At 44.9% G+C, this 14,773-nt stretch carries 15 protein-coding genes and 1 tRNA gene; 8 read left to right on the top strand and 8 right to left on the bottom strand.

Annotation, left to right across the window (positions count from 1 at the left end):
- Nucleotides 1-84 precede the first annotated feature (84 nt).
- Nucleotides 85-666, top strand: a complete 582-nt coding sequence (smrA, locus tag R7044_RS22070; RefSeq protein WP_005382233.1) for a DNA endonuclease SmrA — start codon at nt 85-87, stop codon at nt 664-666.
- A 94-nt stretch (nt 667-760) separates the two neighbouring features.
- Nucleotides 761-1,918, top strand: coding sequence for a 23S rRNA pseudouridine(2604) synthase RluF (rluF, locus tag R7044_RS22065; protein WP_054729763.1), 1,158 nt, complete (start codon nt 761-763; stop codon nt 1,916-1,918).
- Between the two features lie 64 nt (nt 1,919-1,982).
- Here rluF and ybaK read toward each other — a convergent pair whose 3' ends face one another.
- The 8 genes from ybaK to hemA form a co-directional block, all read right to left on the bottom strand.
- Nucleotides 1,983-2,456, bottom strand: a complete 474-nt coding sequence (gene ybaK / locus R7044_RS22060; RefSeq protein ID WP_005382231.1) for a Cys-tRNA(Pro) deacylase — start codon at nt 2,454-2,456, stop codon at nt 1,983-1,985.
- 102 nt (nt 2,457-2,558) lie between these two features.
- Nucleotides 2,559-4,241, bottom strand: coding sequence for a bifunctional UDP-sugar hydrolase/5'-nucleotidase UshA (ushA, locus tag R7044_RS22055; RefSeq protein WP_213896185.1), 1,683 nt, complete (start codon nt 4,239-4,241; stop codon nt 2,559-2,561).
- A 219-nt stretch (nt 4,242-4,460) separates the two neighbouring features.
- Nucleotides 4,461-5,312 carry a 3-deoxy-8-phosphooctulonate synthase gene (kdsA, locus tag R7044_RS22050; RefSeq protein ID WP_005384095.1) on the bottom strand — a complete coding sequence of 284 codons (852 nt, stop codon included), beginning with the start codon at nt 5,310-5,312 and terminating at the stop codon, nt 4,461-4,463.
- 53 nt (nt 5,313-5,365) lie between these two features.
- Nucleotides 5,366-6,175, bottom strand: coding sequence for a SirB1 family protein (locus R7044_RS22045; protein ID WP_005384098.1), 810 nt, complete (start codon nt 6,173-6,175; stop codon nt 5,366-5,368).
- 6 nt (nt 6,176-6,181) lie between these two features.
- Complete coding sequence (locus R7044_RS22040; protein ID WP_005382225.1) at nt 6,182-6,565, bottom strand: SirB2 family protein; 384 nt, start codon at nt 6,563-6,565, stop codon at nt 6,182-6,184.
- A 40-nt stretch (nt 6,566-6,605) separates the two neighbouring features.
- Entirely contained in the window at nt 6,606-7,460 is an 855-nt protein-coding gene (gene prmC, locus R7044_RS22035) for a peptide chain release factor N(5)-glutamine methyltransferase (RefSeq protein WP_017634841.1), read from the bottom strand.
- Nucleotides 7,461-7,463: 3 nt separating this feature from the next.
- Complete coding sequence (gene prfA / locus R7044_RS22030; protein ID WP_005382222.1) at nt 7,464-8,552, bottom strand: peptide chain release factor 1; 1,089 nt, start codon at nt 8,550-8,552, stop codon at nt 7,464-7,466.
- A gap of 29 nt (nt 8,553-8,581) precedes the next feature.
- Nucleotides 8,582-9,838 (bottom strand): glutamyl-tRNA reductase, encoded by a 1,257-nt coding sequence (gene hemA / locus R7044_RS22025; RefSeq protein ID WP_005384104.1) that lies wholly within the window; start codon nt 9,836-9,838, stop codon nt 8,582-8,584.
- Nucleotides 9,839-9,972: 134 nt separating this feature from the next.
- Between hemA and lolB the strand changes: the two genes are divergently transcribed.
- From lolB to R7044_RS21995, 6 genes are all read left to right on the top strand, one after another.
- Nucleotides 9,973-10,611 (top strand): lipoprotein insertase outer membrane protein LolB, encoded by a 639-nt coding sequence (lolB, locus tag R7044_RS22020; protein ID WP_017634843.1) that lies wholly within the window; start codon nt 9,973-9,975, stop codon nt 10,609-10,611.
- Nucleotides 10,608-11,480 carry a 4-(cytidine 5'-diphospho)-2-C-methyl-D-erythritol kinase gene (ispE, locus tag R7044_RS22015; RefSeq protein WP_005384108.1) on the top strand — a complete coding sequence of 291 codons (873 nt, stop codon included), beginning with the start codon at nt 10,608-10,610 and terminating at the stop codon, nt 11,478-11,480. Before lolB ends, ispE begins: the two co-directional genes overlap by 4 nt.
- A 27-nt stretch (nt 11,481-11,507) precedes the next feature.
- Nucleotides 11,508-12,452, top strand: a complete 945-nt coding sequence (locus tag R7044_RS22010) for a ribose-phosphate pyrophosphokinase (RefSeq protein ID WP_005393176.1) — start codon at nt 11,508-11,510, stop codon at nt 12,450-12,452.
- Nucleotides 12,453-12,603: 151 nt separating this feature from the next.
- Nucleotides 12,604-13,194: an aminoacyl-tRNA hydrolase gene (gene pth, locus R7044_RS22005; protein ID WP_005384112.1), complete on the top strand. Its 591-nt coding sequence runs from the start codon at nt 12,604-12,606 to the stop codon at nt 13,192-13,194.
- Nucleotides 13,195-13,204: 10 nt separating this feature from the next.
- Nucleotides 13,205-14,296 carry a redox-regulated ATPase YchF gene (ychF, locus tag R7044_RS22000; RefSeq protein WP_005393178.1) on the top strand — a complete coding sequence of 364 codons (1,092 nt, stop codon included), beginning with the start codon at nt 13,205-13,207 and terminating at the stop codon, nt 14,294-14,296.
- A 284-nt stretch (nt 14,297-14,580) separates the two neighbouring features.
- Nucleotides 14,581-14,657 (top strand) — tRNA-Met (locus R7044_RS21995).
- The last annotated feature ends 116 nt before the right edge of the window (nt 14,658-14,773 follow it).

Raw genomic sequence — 14,773 nt, 5'->3', positions numbered from 1 at the left:
TACTCCGGTTTTTTATTTGATCTCAATGCACCACTCATTGATATAATCCTATTATTCTTCCCTGTTCTTAATGAGATTACTGCTATGTCTCACGACGACGATTTTGATCTATTTCAACAGATGATGGGCGATGTAAAGCCAATCACTCAAGACACCACCGAACACAAAAAAGTACACCAAGTAACAGAAGCACAGCTCGCAAAACGAGAAGCAGCAATCTGGTTAACGGAAGATGACCCAGAATACCTATCACTTGATCACGCTGAAATGCTCAAGCCAGAGGACTTCGTTGAGTTCAAACGTGATGGTGTACAGGACGGGGTTTACCGCAAACTTCGCCTTGGTAAGTATCCAATCCAAGCTCGCTTGGATTTGCACCGTAAAACATTGAAAGAAGCACGTGATGAAGTCGTGACGTTTTTAAAGCAATGCCTATCAATGGACATTAGAACGGTCGTTATCGTCCATGGTCGAGGAGAACGCTCAAATCCACCTGCAATGATGAAAAGCTTTGTTAGCAGTTGGCTACGACAAATAAAGGAAGTCCAATGCGTCCATAGTGCGCAACGCTTTCACGGTGGAACTGGAGCCGTTTACGTCCTACTTAGAAAAAGTGCGGAAAAGAAATTAGAAACCCGCGAACGTCACCAAAAACGGTTAGGCTAAATTTCACCCTAATGCTAGAATGCCCGCCCTTATTCTTCCTTCCCCTTAAAGGAAGGGAGCTTCATTCGCCGTTGTGAAACGTTAGGAGACAAAAATGTCACAAGACAACGCTAAACGATTAAATAAATTCATCAGTGAAACGGGGTTTTGCTCACGCCGTGAAGCAGACAGACTAATTGAGCAAGGCCGTGTCACCATTAATGGCAACAAACCTGAAATGGGGACAAAAGTGCTACCTGGTGATGATGTTTGTGTGGATGGTAAGCCAGTGGCAGCAAAAGAGAAGCCGATTTATATCGCTCTCAATAAACCAACAGGCATCACCTGTACAACTGAGAGAGACGTCCCTGGAAACATCGTTGATTTCATCGGCCACCAAAAACGTATCTTTCCGATCGGCCGCTTAGACAAACCCTCTGATGGTCTGATCTTTTTGACCAACGATGGCGACATCGTGAACAAAATCCTTCGCGCAGGCAACAGCCACGAAAAAGAGTACGTCGTACGCGTGGACAAGCCAATTACAGGCGAGTTTCTCAAACAGATGTCGAGTGGCGTTAAGATTCTCGACACAGTCACCCTACCTTGTAAGGTAACGAAAGAAACTAAATTCTCTTTCCGTATTGTGCTCACTCAAGGACTTAACCGTCAGATCCGTCGCATGTGTGAAGCGCTGGGCTATGAAGTATTCAAGCTGCGTCGCGTACGCATCATGAATATCTCTCTTGATGGTATTCCCAATGGGAAATGGCGTTATCTAAGTGACGAAGAAGTGGCAGAGATCCTAGCAATGTGTGAAGGCTCGGTAGGTACAGAAGAAGCATCAAAAACAGACTCTAGAGGTCGCAACATTCGTAAAGCGACCGACGCGAAGCTGTTTGATAGCCGTGAAGAAAACCAAGATTCTACTGCTCGTCGTAACCAGAAGACACGAACTTTCCGTGGTAACAATGCTGATCAATTCCGTCATGCACCAAACTCGAAAAAAGGTCAACAAAAGCGTCGTCAGTGTGATGATGAAGGCGGACGTCCAGCTAAAGAACATTACAAAGCGAAACCACAAGGTGAACGCAGCAGACCGCAAGGCGAGCATGGTAAATCACACCGTAAACCAGATGCATCGAGCAATACGCATTCAGTAAACAAGCCTCAATCACCGAGTAAGCCCAAGCAGCATTACATGAACCCAAATGCCGCGAAACCAAGTAAACCAGCTAAACGCACTGGTGGTACATTGAGTCTGAAGAAGTAACGCTTCACTGACAGGCAAGATCAAAAAAGGACGCTCATGAGCGTCCTTTTTATTTGTCATGAGTTTACAAACAAAGAGGTGCAAACTGACCGCGAGTTAAGCTCAGCAAATCTCTCGGGGCTAACTCAATTTCTAAACCACGTTTACCAGCACTCACACAGATTGTGTCTTGCTCTGCTGCGCTTTCGTGCAAAAAAGTAGGTAAGGCTTTCTTCTGCCCTAGTGGGCTAATTCCACCAACGACATAACCTGTGGTCTTTTGGGCGATTTCCGGATCAGCCATATCGGCCTTTTTGCCCTTCGCTGCTTTCGCCGCCAGTTTTAGGTTCAGCTTTTGATCAACAGGGATAATCGCAACCGCAAGGTTCTTTGGCTCCCCGTTCAAGCAGAACAACAAGGTTTTAAATACTGTTTTCGGATCCTGCCCCAGTACTTCAGCAGCCTCCAAGCCATAACTATCGGCTCTAGGGTCATGCTCATACTGATGAATCGTGTGTGGAATTTTTTTCTTTTTCGCAAGATTAATGGCCGGAGTCATCAAGATTCTCCTCATAAAAACAAAAAGCGCAGATTGAATTGGATCTGCGCTTTTAGTTAATGATATCAGCGAGTTTGAGTCAATCGCTTTTTCTCTGTTGGGTTACTGATCAATCGCCGTATCAACTAAATACGTGATTTCACCTGAAGGGGCATACTCATTAACATCAATAGGGCTGTGTGTTTCTAAATAATCCTTCAAAACCTCAGCATCGGTAAAACCTGTATTTACATACCCTGGATGATCGTCGATTTTAGGGTAACCATCACCACCAGCAGCATTATAGCTTGGTACGGTAAAGCGGTAATTACCATCTAAGCGAAGTTGCTTATTACCAATGAACACATTGGTTACCTCACCATTATTGATACTCATCGCAATGCCGGCAAACTGTGCATAAGCCCCAGAGTCAACAGGCTTAGTTGCAACGACATTTAGATAATCTAATACCTCTTTACCCGTCATATCAACGTAAGAAACCATATTGCCAAATGGCTGAACAGTGAGCACGTCTTTATAAGTAATATCACCCGCAGCAATCGAATCTCGAACACCACCAGAATTCATTACAGCGAAATCTGCTTTCGCACGTTCCATGTGAGCCGTTGCAATTAATCGACCTAAGTTTGTTTGCTGGTAACGAACCACATTGCGGTCACCCTCAAGCTTACCGTTAGATTCTGCAATCTTCACGTTTAGCTTGCCCTGACCTTTTTCTTGATAAGGACGAAGAAACTCAAGCATCATTTCGTCTTGTTTAATCTCTTCTTGGATAAAGACTCGTTGCGACTGACCATCAACTTTAACTTTCTTTTTCAAGTTTACAGGGATTAGATCGTAGCTCACCATCGAGAGTTCGCCATTACGAAACTCGTAATCGGCGCGTCCCACATATTTCCCCCACTCATGTGCCTGAACAATAAAGGTACCATTTTGTTTATCGGGCTGACATTCATCACCTGGTTTAAAGTTCTTTTTGATAACGTTTGGACCTTCCATGCACACAGGTTCTTGTGAGTGTCCTCCAACGATCATGTCGAGATCGCCGTCATTCAAATAACGAGCTAACGCCACATCGCCAGGAGCATTGATGCCTCTATTACCATTTTCATAGTGTCCCATATGCGTGACAGCAAAAATCAGATCTGGATACTCTGTCTCTTTCAGTTCTGCAATCAACTTCTTGGCTTCTTCTTTTGGGTCACGGAAGTCAATTTGTTCAATGAATTCAGGGTTGCCAAGTTTCGCTGTGTCTTCGGTTGTAAGGCCAATGACCGCAATTTTAATGCCCTGCTTTTTAAACATCGCGTATGGTTGGAATAAACGCTTGCCAGTATTTTTATCGTAAATATTGGCAGACAACATCGGAAAGTTTGCCCACTCTTGCTGCTTGAATAGCACATCCAATGGATTATCAAACTCATGATTACCTAGAGCCATCGCATCGTAACCAATTTTGCTCATGCCTTTAAAATCCGGCTCGGCATCTTGTAAATCAGACTCAGGTACTCCTGTGTTGATGTCACCACCAGAAAGCAATAACACGCTCCCCCCCTCAGCCTGTATTTCTTCGCGCAAATCATCGATTAACGTTTTACGCGCCGCCATGCCATATTCACCGTATCGATTTTGCCAAAAGCGACCATGATGATCGTTAGTGTGCAATACGGTCAATTTATAGGTTGTATCGGCATTCCATTCTGGTACAGGTTGCGTAGCACACCCAGCTAACGAGGCCAAGATAGCGGCACTCAAAACAGTTTTGATCATCAGACGCTGATTCATTTATTTACCTTTTTCTTATTGGGATTACTGACGCACATTTTAAGCATTGGATCTATTTGAAAACCACGTGCACCCTAACACATTGATTTAATAATTATGATGCATTGTTTAGCAATAACAAATTCATCAGTAACAAGTTTGAGAATTTACAGTTTTTCAGATAAAAAAATAGCCAACATCGGTTGGCTATAGTATTTGTTACCACCAGTCATCTGGCGTTTACTTGATATCTATATCTGCAAAGCTCTTGATCAGATCATCAAGCGATTTCATTTGTGCTAAGAATGGCTCTAACTTGTCTAGAGGCAGTGCAGATGGGCCATCACAACGCGCTTGGTCTGGGTTTGGGTGCGCTTCGATAAATAGACCTGCGATGCCTGTCGCTAGACCCGCTTTAGCAAGCTCAACTGTCTGCTCACGACGGCCGCCAGATGCTGCGCCTGATGGGTCACGCATTTGTAGTGAGTGCGTTACGTCAAAGATGATTGGGCTACCTTTCGAAGCATTTTTCATCACACCAAAACCAAGCATGTCTACAACTAGGTTATCGTAACCGTGGCAAGAACCGCGCTCACATAGGATGATCTTGTCGTTACCGCATTCTGCGAACTTCTCAACGATGTTACCCACTTGACCAGGGCTCATAAATTGAGGTTTCTTCACGTTGATAACCGCACCTGTTTTAGCCATAGCTTCAACAAGGTCAGTTTGACGAGCTAGGAATGCAGGAAGCTGAATAACGTCTACCACGTCAGCGACAGGTTGAGCTTGTGCTTCAGTGTGAACGTCCGTGATGATCTTTACACCAAAAGTGTCTTTCAGCTCCTGAAAGATTTTCATACCTTCTTCCAGACCTGGACCACGGTATGAATGAACAGAACTGCGGTTTGCTTTGTCAAACGACGCCTTAAATACGTAAGGAATACCAAGTTTTTCCGTTACTTTTACGTAGTGCTCACAGATCTGCATCGCAAGATCACGAGACTCAAGAACGTTCATACCTGCAAATAGGGTGAATGGCTTGTCGTTAGCAACCTGAATGTCGCCGATATTAACGATTTTCTGTTCCATTTTGATTCTCTTTTTCTGTCCACGATACGCCACAGTTCGGCACATCGATAAAATTAGTGAAGTGTGACGTGCGTTTCACTCATCACATTAACTTGTGATTTTAGTAGCTCAGAAGCCGGATCGTCAGGGCATTGGTCAATAAAGTACTGAAAATCTGATACCGCTACTTGAGGGCACTCTAGCTGTTGGAAAATAAAACCACGGTCACGAATTTCGTATGGATCATCTGGCACAAACGTTAGAGCAAGATTCGTACAACGTAATGCCAGCGTATAATGCTCTTCGCGCAACATCGCACTTTTAATCAATGCCAACCAGCGACCAATAATTGTTGGGTTGTCAGCTTCCTCAAAATGTTCAGGCTTTAGCTGAGCTAGCGGTCCTTCCTGGCCAATAAGCCAAGCTTGAAGAATCCTTTCACCTACATACTCACCATTAAATGGATTGATGTAGTCTGGCTTCTTATGCATCCAGTCGACTTTTAACAGGAACTGAGTAGGGAAAGTAACTCCCTTCAACGGGAACCCCAGCTTTTTGCCTAGGTATAACAAAATCGAACCTAAGCTCACAGGAATACCTTTTCTGCGCTCCAACACTTTATCGATGAAGCTGTTGTCCGAAATAAAGTATTCCTGCTCGTCGCCTTTGAATCCCCACTCGTGGAAAAACAGTCGTAGGAATGCATCAAATCGTTGCTCTTCATCGGTTTCATGAACAAGCGTGGCTTCTGCATCTTTGTAAAGACGCTCTAACTCTTGTTTCGCCCAATGTACTTTGGTTTCTGGGTTAATCGCTTTGTTGAGCTCAAGCGCACCTTCCACCAACGGTATATTGTCAAAATCTTCGTCAAAAAACTCTAACATGACGTCTTATCCAAATAACGTAGGGCTCTTAGACACAGCAATGTTTGCAGCCATGACCAACCAACCTAATGCGCCGAAAAAGCCAAATATCTTCAGTAGGTTGTTTTTCGCAAGTTTCAATGAGAAGAATCCAAGCGCAATGTACGCCAGTACGCAGGTGATTTTGTTTGTTAACCACGGTGCGGCATCGGTAAACGGGATGAAACCAGTAATGAAAATAAGCGCGATACCTGACACTAGCAATGCAGTATCAACGATGTGGGGAAACACTTTCAAAAAGCGATTATTTCGCTTCGGTGAGTTCATCATCATTAACACGAATCGGATCGATAGTAGCGTCGCGCTGAGAGCGATCGTCACTAAGTGTATGTGTTTTAGAGCTACGTACATTTTTCTTCTCTTTTTAGTTAGTGTTTGCTGACTTCCATGATTAACTGGCCAGACAACCAAGTGTTACTCGATCGTTACCGCCATAATCTTTTTCCGTAGCGACCTGTTGGTAACCAAAGCCACGCATTATCTCACGCACCGCCTCACCTTGATCATAACCATGTTCAAATGCCAGCCAACCGCCCACTTCAAGATACTGACGAGCAAGATCCGAGATATGACGAATATCAGCTAAGCCATTCTCTTTAGCAACTAATGCAGATTTTGGCTCAAAGCGCACATCGCCTTGGGATAAATGTGGATCTTTTTCATCAATATATGGCGGGTTGGAGACAATTAAAGCAAACTTCGTACCTTCTGTAATAGGCTCAAACCAACTGCCTTGAGCAAAGGTCACATTTTTGATGTTTAGCTGCTCAGCATTGTACTCTGCAAGTGCTTTCGCTTCTTGCTTAAGGTCTACGCCCATCACTTGACGCTTTGGCATTTCAGATGCAAGCGCGATGGCGATAGCTCCCGTCCCCGTTCCAAGATCTAAAATAGGCCCAGTTTGCTCGTAGGTCTTATCGAGTGCAACTTCGACCAAACGTTCTGTATCCGGTCTAGGTATCAGGGTAGAAGGAGAAACTTTAAACGGTAAAGACCAAAACTCTCGCTCACCAATAATATAAGCGACGGGTTCACCAGTTAAACGTCGTTCAAGTAGAGCATCAAACTGAGATTTTTGCTCTGCTTCTAACGCTTTTTCTGGCCAGGTCAGCAGGTAAGTTCGTGGTTTGCCAAGGACATGGCAAAGGAGTACAGCTGCATCGAGAGAAGGCGACTCTTTGCCGCCTTCTGCCAGTTTCGCCGTCGCACTTTTCAGTGCTTGCTCAATCGATTGAACTTGGCTCATCGATTAGCCGTTCTCTGCGAGCGCCGCAAGTTGGTCTGCTTGGTGCTCTTGAATCACAGGATCAATCAAGCTCTGCAGGTCACCTTCCATCACTTCGTTCAAACGATAGATGGTCAGGTTGATACGGTGATCAGACACACGACCTTGTGGGTAGTTGTATGTACGAATACGGTCACTACGGTCACCAGAACCTAGAAGGTTACGACGTGTATCAGACACTTCTGCGGCACGACGCTCTTCTTCCGCTTGAACGATACGAGCAGCAAGAACCGCCATTGCTTTCGCTTTGTTCTTGTGCTGTGAACGCTCATCCTGACACTCTACTACCGTACCCGTTGGTAAGTGGGTAATACGAATTGCAGAATCCGTGGTGTTAACGTGCTGACCACCCGCGCCAGATGCACGGAACGTATCGATTTTCAGGTCTGCTGCTTTGATTTCAGGCAGATCCGCTTCAGGGATTTCCGCCATTACTGCTACTGTACAAGCAGAAGTATGCACACGGCCTTGAGATTCAGTTGCAGGAACACGCTGTACACGGTGACCGCCTGACTCAAATTTCAACACGCCGTATGCACCGTCGCCGCTTACTTTCGCGATCATCTCTTTGTAACCACCGTGCTCTGCCTCGTTTGAAGACATGACTTCGATGCGCCAGCCACGCTTTTCTGCGTACTTGCTGTACATACGGAATAGATCACCCGCGAAGATACCCGCTTCGTCGCCACCCGCACCTGCACGAATTTCTAGGAAACAGTTACGATCATCGTTCGGATCTTTTGGCAGAAGAAGAATCTGTAACTCATCAGTAAGACGCTCAATCGTCGCTTTCGCTTCTTTGATTTCTTCTTGCGCCATTTCACGCATTTCTTCGTCGTCTTCGTTTGCCATCTCTTCAGCGGCGACAAGATCTTCTTGTGCTTGTTGATAAGCTTGGAAGCACTTGGTTACTTCTTCTAGCTGAGAGTACTCTCTTGATAGAGCACGGAATTTGTCCTGATTTCCAATTACATCAGGATCACCAAGAAGATGTTGAACTTCTTCGTAACGTTCTACTAGCGTTTCTAGCTTAGTCAGAATAGAGGCTTTCATAGTGTCGTTTTCTTAATAAAAAGCGTGAGTTATAGATCATCCAAGCCAAGTGTTTGGCGGATAATCGTTAATTTTGCTGGTTCGCCTTGCTCTGCTGCACTTTGCAATGCGCGAGTTGGAGCGTGAATCAGTTTGTTGGTGAGTTTATTACTCAGCTCGCGCAGCACTTTCTCCGGATCTGCGCCTGCCGCTAAAGATTGCAAACTTTTGCTCAGTAACTCTTCACGAATTTCGTTGGCTGATTTGCGATAGTCGCGAATACTATCGACGGCTTGCAGTGAACGCAACCATGTCATAAATGCAGCGCTTTCTTCACTAACAATCGCTTCAGCTTGAATCGCTTCGACTTTACGCTGCTCAATGTTGCTGTCGATGATAGATTGCAAGTCATCAACAGAATACAGATATGCGTCGTTCAGTTCACCGACTTCCGACTCCACATCTCGCGGCACCGCAATATCGACTAACAAGATAGGTTGATGTCGGCGCTGCTTTAGAGCCGTTTCGACCATACCTTTGCCAATAATAGGCAATGGGCTCGCCGTTGAGCTAATCACAATATCCGCTTTCGCCAAATGTTCAGGAATTTCGTTCAAACTGATCACTTCTGCGCCAAATTGGTCCGCTAAGCCTTGCGCGCGCTCTTTAGTGCGGTTCGCGACAATCATTTTTGTGCAACCGTTGGACGCTAAATGCTTCGCGACCAATTCAATCGTCTCGCCCGCACCAACTAAAAGCACGGTTGAATCTGATAACGACTCAAAAATATGTTTTGCCAGTGTACATGCCGCATAAGCCACGGACACGGCATTACCACCAATATCTGTCTCTGTTCTTACCCGTTTGGCGACTGAGAACGTCTTTTGAAACAGTTTATCAATCGAGGCATCGACAGCTTGATGATCTCGCGAGTCAGAAAATGCTTGCTTTACCTGCCCCAAAATTTGAGGCTCACCCAACACCAGAGAGTCAAGACCGCACGATACGCGCATCAAATGCTTTATTGCAGCTTGTTCTTCATGAACATACAAACTCGGCATTAAATCTTCGCGGCTCACTTGATGAAATTGAGCAAGCCAATCGATCAACTTGTTTCGCGCTCCTTGCTTAACATCGCAGTACAACTCAGTTCGGTTACAGGTTGAAACAATCACACTGCCGTTAACCGCTTCGTGCTCTCTAAGTTGCTCGAGTGCAGGGCCGAGTTTATCCGGACCAAACGCCACCTTCTCTCGCAAGTCGACAGACGCTGTATTGTGATTAATTCCAATAGCAAGCAAGGACATCTAACGTGGTATCTCTGGGATAGGTTATAAAATAGGTCCAGAATTTTACTGTAAGCACGCATTTATTGAAAGGGTAAGCCGGATTTGTTTTCCTAAGTGCGACTTTTCAATGCTATAGTTGTGAGCGATTCCCGATGAAACTGATTAATAAGCCATCAAACATGACGTTACGCTCCTTTATTCTTTTTTTCTTGTCGAGCTTACTGCTCGCTGGTTGTTCGTCCGTTCCTGAAAGTGTTACCAGCGTTGAATGGCAAGCTCATGAGCAGCGACTCGAAACCATCCAAGATTTTCAAGCAACGGGGAAACTTGGTTATATTGGCCCAGACCAAAGACAAAATTTAAACTTCTACTGGAAACATTCTTCAGCACTAAGCCAGTTGCGTTTAACAACGATTCTCGGACAAACGGCATTAAAGCTCACCATCACCCCACAAGGCGCCACAGTAGAAACTTACGATGATCAGGTCCTTTCTTCTCGCAGTGCTAATCAGCTGATTTACCGTCTTACAGGGTTGATGATGCCCGTCGATCACATGCCTGACTGGCTATTAGGTCTACCGACCGATGCCGACAAATTCCAACTGTCTCCAACCAATACACTGCAAGCGTTAAACAAACAAATTGGTTTAAATGATTGGAGTATCGCTTATCAACGATATGGCGACGTTCAATGGCATGAACAGTCTCTCCCTCTGCCAAATAAGCTGAAACTCACCACAGCTGATGTCAAAATAAATCTAGTGATCACAAAATGGAACATCACCCAATGATTGAACTTTCAACACGCTGGCCATCACCAGCGAAATTGAATCTCTTTCTATATATCAACGGCCGTACAGAGAATGGCTACCACGAGTTACAAACCTTATTCCAATTCGTCGATCACGGCGATGAGCTCACCATTCAAGCGAACCATTCTGGTGATATTACGATTTCTCCAGAGATAGAAGGTGTGCCTCTTCAAGACAATTTAATTTGGAAAGCAGCAACCGCGCTTCAAGCTTACTCAAACTGCCCTTTTGGCGCGCATATTGAGCTACAGAAAGTGCTGCCTATGGGTGGAGGCATTGGTGGGGGCTCATCGAATGCAGCTACAGCATTAGTGGCACTGAATTACTTATGGCAACTGAATCTAACTGACGACGAACTGGCTGAAATAGGTTTAAAACTAGGCGCAGACGTGCCCGTATTTGTGCGCGGATTTGCAGCTTTTGCTGAAGGTGTTGGTGAAAAACTCTCTCCTGCTTATCCCGAAGAAAAGTGGTATTTAGTCGTCAGACCGAATGTATCTATCGCAACCGTCGACGTTTTTTGTCATCCAGATCTAACGCGAAACACCCCAAAACGAGATCTAGAAACACTTTTAAATACGCCAAGCGTAAACGATTGCGAAAAAATTGTACGAATGCTCTACCCAGAGGTTGATAAGCAACTTTCTTGGCTGCTACAATACGCGCCGTCAAGATTGACGGGGACAGGATCTTGCGTTTTTGCTGAATTTTCGAGCAAATCTGAAGCAGAAACTATCCTTGCACAACTCTCTGATAAAGTCTCGGCATTTGTCGCTCAAGGGCGCAATATTTCGCCATTAAAAGAGACTTTGGCTGAATACCAATCAGCCTCACACCGACCTATTTAAACTGGACGCAAACCCGAGGTTTCCACCGTGCCTGATATGAAGCTATTTGCTGGTAACGCAACACCTGAACTAGCCCAACGTATTGCTGATCGTCTTTACATCTCTCTTGGTGATGCATCTGTTTCTCGCTTTTCTGATGGCGAAGTTGCAGTTCAAATCAATGAGAATGTTCGTGGTAGCGATGTTTTCATCATTCAATCCACTTGTGCACCGACTAACGACAACCTAATGGAATTGGTTGTTATGATTGATGCAATGCGCCGTGCTTCAGCAGGCCGTATCACTGCAGTTATCCCTTACTTCGGCTACGCTCGCCAAGACCGTCGTGTACGTTCTGCGCGTGTGCCAATTACTGCAAAAGTTGTTGCTGATTTCCTATCTAACGTTGGTGTTGACCGCGTTCTAACTATCGACCTACATGCAGAGCAAATTCAAGGCTTCTTCGATGTACCTGTAGACAACATCTTCGGCACGCCAGTGCTACTTGAAGATATGCAGGCTCGCGGTCTAGATAACCCTGTAGTGGTATCTCCTGACCTAGGTGGCGTTGTTCGTGCTCGTGCAACAGCAAAAGCACTAGGCGACATCGACATCGCAATCGTAGATAAGCGTCGTCCACGTGCAAACGTTTCTGAAGTAATGAACCTAATCGGTGATGTTGAAGGTCGTGACTGTGTGATCGTTGATGACATGATCGACACAGGTGGCACACTATGTAAAGCAGCTGAAGCACTAAAAGAGCGCGGTGCTAAGCGTGTATTCGCTTACGCTACTCACGCAGTATTCTCAGGCAACGCTGCGGATAACATCAAGAACTCAGTTCTTGACCAAGTTATCGTAACTGACTCTATCTCTCTGTCTAAAGAGATGGCTGCAACAGGTAAAGTGACAACACTAAGCCTATCTCGCATGCTAGCTGAAGCGATTCGTCGTATCAGCAACGAAGAGTCAATCTCTGCAATGTTCAACTAATACGAACATTTCAGTTACACTGATTTCAAAAGCACCCCTCTTTGGGGTGTTTTTTTATTTGTACTGATAACTAGAAAATCCCTTGGTCGCCCACCGCGAGTTTTCTGTGCTATCATACTGCGCTTTTTGAGATTCCAGAGAGATCCTAACCTTGAGTCAACAAATCAAACTTCTTGTTGGTCTTGCTAATCCAGGACCAGAATACGCCAGAACTCGTCACAATGCGGGCGCTTGGGTTGTAGAAGAATTAGCACGCGTTCACAACGTTACACTGAAGAACGAACCAAAGTTTTTTGGTCTAACAGGACGCATTATGGTCAATGGCCAGGATCTCCGTTTGCTTATCCCAACCACCTTCATGAATCTATCAGGTAAATCGATCGCAGCGCTTGCGAAATTTTATCAAATTAAACCTGAAGAGATCATGGTTGCTCATGACGAGCTAGACTTACCGCCAGGTGTCGCTAAGTTTAAAAAAGGTGGGGGGCACGGTGGACACAACGGTCTGCGTGACACCATTAGCAAACTGGGCAATAACAAAGATTTTTATCGTCTTCGTATTGGCATTGGTCATCCGGGACACAAAGATAAAGTGGCGGGTTTTGTATTAGGTAAAGCGCCAGCTAAAGAGCAAGAGCTTTTAGATGCAGCAGCTGATGAGGCTGTTCGTTGTCTAGATATCCTGATTAAGGATGGCCTATCTAAAGCACAAAATCGCCTCCACACGTTCAAAGCTGAATAAGGTTACTATCATGGGTTTTAAATGTGGCATCGTTGGTCTACCTAACGTAGGTAAATCAACTCTGTTCAACGCACTAACTAAAGCGGGTATCGAAGCAGCAAACTTCCCGTTCTGTACCATTGAACCAAACACTGGTGTGGTTCCTGTGCCAGATCTACGTCTAGACGCACTAGCTAAGATCGTTAACCCACAGAGAGTTCTTCCAACGACGATGGAGTTCGTGGACATCGCTGGTCTTGTTGCTGGTGCATCACGTGGTGAAGGTTTAGGTAACAAATTCCTAGCTAACATCCGTGAAACAGACGCGATTGGCCACGTTGTACGTTGTTTTGAAAACGAAAACATTGTTCATGTTTCAGGTAAAGTTTCACCTATCGAAGATATCGAAGTGATCAACCTCGAACTTGCAATGGCTGATCTAGATTCTTGTGAGCGAGCGATTCAACGTAACGCGAAGAAGGCAAAAGGCGGCGATAAAGACGCAAAATTTGAACTAACCGTACTAGAAAAACTGTTACCAGTACTAACTGAAGGCGGCATGGCACGCACAGTTGAGCTATCTAAAGAAGAGTTAGCAGCAATCGGCTATCTAAACTTCCTAACACTGAAGCCAACTATGTACATTGCAAACGTAAACGAAGATGGCTTCGAAAATAACCCATATCTAGATGCGGTTCGTGAGTTCGCAGAAAAAGAAAACAATGTCGTTGTACCTGTATGTGCAGCTATCGAATCTGAACTATCTGAACTAGAAGATGAAGATCGCGAAGAATTCCTAGCAGATATGGGGATCGAAGAGCCGGGCCTGAACCGTGTAATTCGCTCTGGTTACGAACTACTGACTCTACACACCTACTTCACAGCAGGTGTTAAAGAAGTACGTGCTTGGACAATCCCTGTTGGTGCAACTGCGCCTCAGGCGGCAGGTAAGATCCACACTGACTTCGAGAAAGGCTTTATTCGTGCAGAAGTAGTTGGTTACGACGATTTCATCCAATTCAATGGTGAAAATGGCGCAAAAGACGCAGGTAAATGGCGTCTAGAAGGTAAAGACTACATCGTAAAAGATGGCGATGTTGTACACTTCCGCTTCAATGTTTAATTAAATGAATGAATTCTAAACACTTCATTTACACTAAAAGCCAGCTGTTAAGCTGGCTTTTTTAATACCTTAAGTAAATGAACAAAAATAAATTACGCAACTGCAAGCTAATTTATTTCCAGTTTTAGATCATAAACACGCCTCTTTGTTTAAAAAGGAAGCGAACGAGGTTTTTTCCGAAATTTATTAAAAAAAACTGTTGACGGATCTCACTCAACTTCGCATAATGCGCGCCGTTCCCAACGACAAGGCAACAAAGCGTTGAGAACAAAAAATATGGTTTTGGCTACGTAGCTCAGCTGGTTAGAGCACATCACTCATAATGATGGGGTCACAGGTTCGAATCCCGTCGTAGCCACCATTCCTAAATGTTCTTTTTATCAGAGCAGTTAGGAATAGATGCGGAAGTGGCGGAATTGGTAGACGCACCAGATTTAGGTTCTGGCGCCGCAAGGTGTGAGAGTTCAAGTCTCTCCT

The organism is Vibrio sp. 1402 (assembly GCF_033340275.1).
Note: the sequence above shows the minus strand (reverse complement) of the source record. Positions and strands in the feature narration are given on the sequence as shown.

Excerpts from the sequence above, each read along its gene's own strand:
- smrA (WP_005382233.1), top strand. The coding sequence starts at position 85 with ATGTCTCACGACGACGATTTTGATCTATTTCAACAGATGATGGGCGAT.
- rluF (WP_054729763.1), top strand. The coding sequence starts at position 761 with ATGTCACAAGACAACGCTAAACGATTAAATAAATTCATCAGTGAAACG.
- ybaK (WP_005382231.1), bottom strand. The coding sequence starts at position 2,456 with ATGACTCCGGCCATTAATCTTGCGAAAAAGAAAAAAATTCCACACACG.
- ushA (WP_213896185.1), bottom strand. The coding sequence starts at position 4,241 with ATGAATCAGCGTCTGATGATCAAAACTGTTTTGAGTGCCGCTATCTTG.
- kdsA (WP_005384095.1), bottom strand. The coding sequence starts at position 5,312 with ATGGAACAGAAAATCGTTAATATCGGCGACATTCAGGTTGCTAACGAC.
- R7044_RS22045 (WP_005384098.1), bottom strand. The coding sequence starts at position 6,175 with ATGTTAGAGTTTTTTGACGAAGATTTTGACAATATACCGTTGGTGGAA.
- R7044_RS22040 (WP_005382225.1), bottom strand. The coding sequence starts at position 6,565 with ATGTACGTAGCTCTAAAACACATACACTTAGTGACGATCGCTCTCAGC.
- prmC (WP_017634841.1), bottom strand. The coding sequence starts at position 7,460 with ATGAGCCAAGTTCAATCGATTGAGCAAGCACTGAAAAGTGCGACGGCG.
- prfA (WP_005382222.1), bottom strand. The coding sequence starts at position 8,552 with ATGAAAGCCTCTATTCTGACTAAGCTAGAAACGCTAGTAGAACGTTAC.
- hemA (WP_005384104.1), bottom strand. The coding sequence starts at position 9,838 with ATGTCCTTGCTTGCTATTGGAATTAATCACAATACAGCGTCTGTCGAC.
- lolB (WP_017634843.1), top strand. The coding sequence starts at position 9,973 with ATGAAACTGATTAATAAGCCATCAAACATGACGTTACGCTCCTTTATT.
- ispE (WP_005384108.1), top strand. The coding sequence starts at position 10,608 with ATGATTGAACTTTCAACACGCTGGCCATCACCAGCGAAATTGAATCTC.
- ychF (WP_005393178.1), top strand. The coding sequence starts at position 13,205 with ATGGGTTTTAAATGTGGCATCGTTGGTCTACCTAACGTAGGTAAATCA.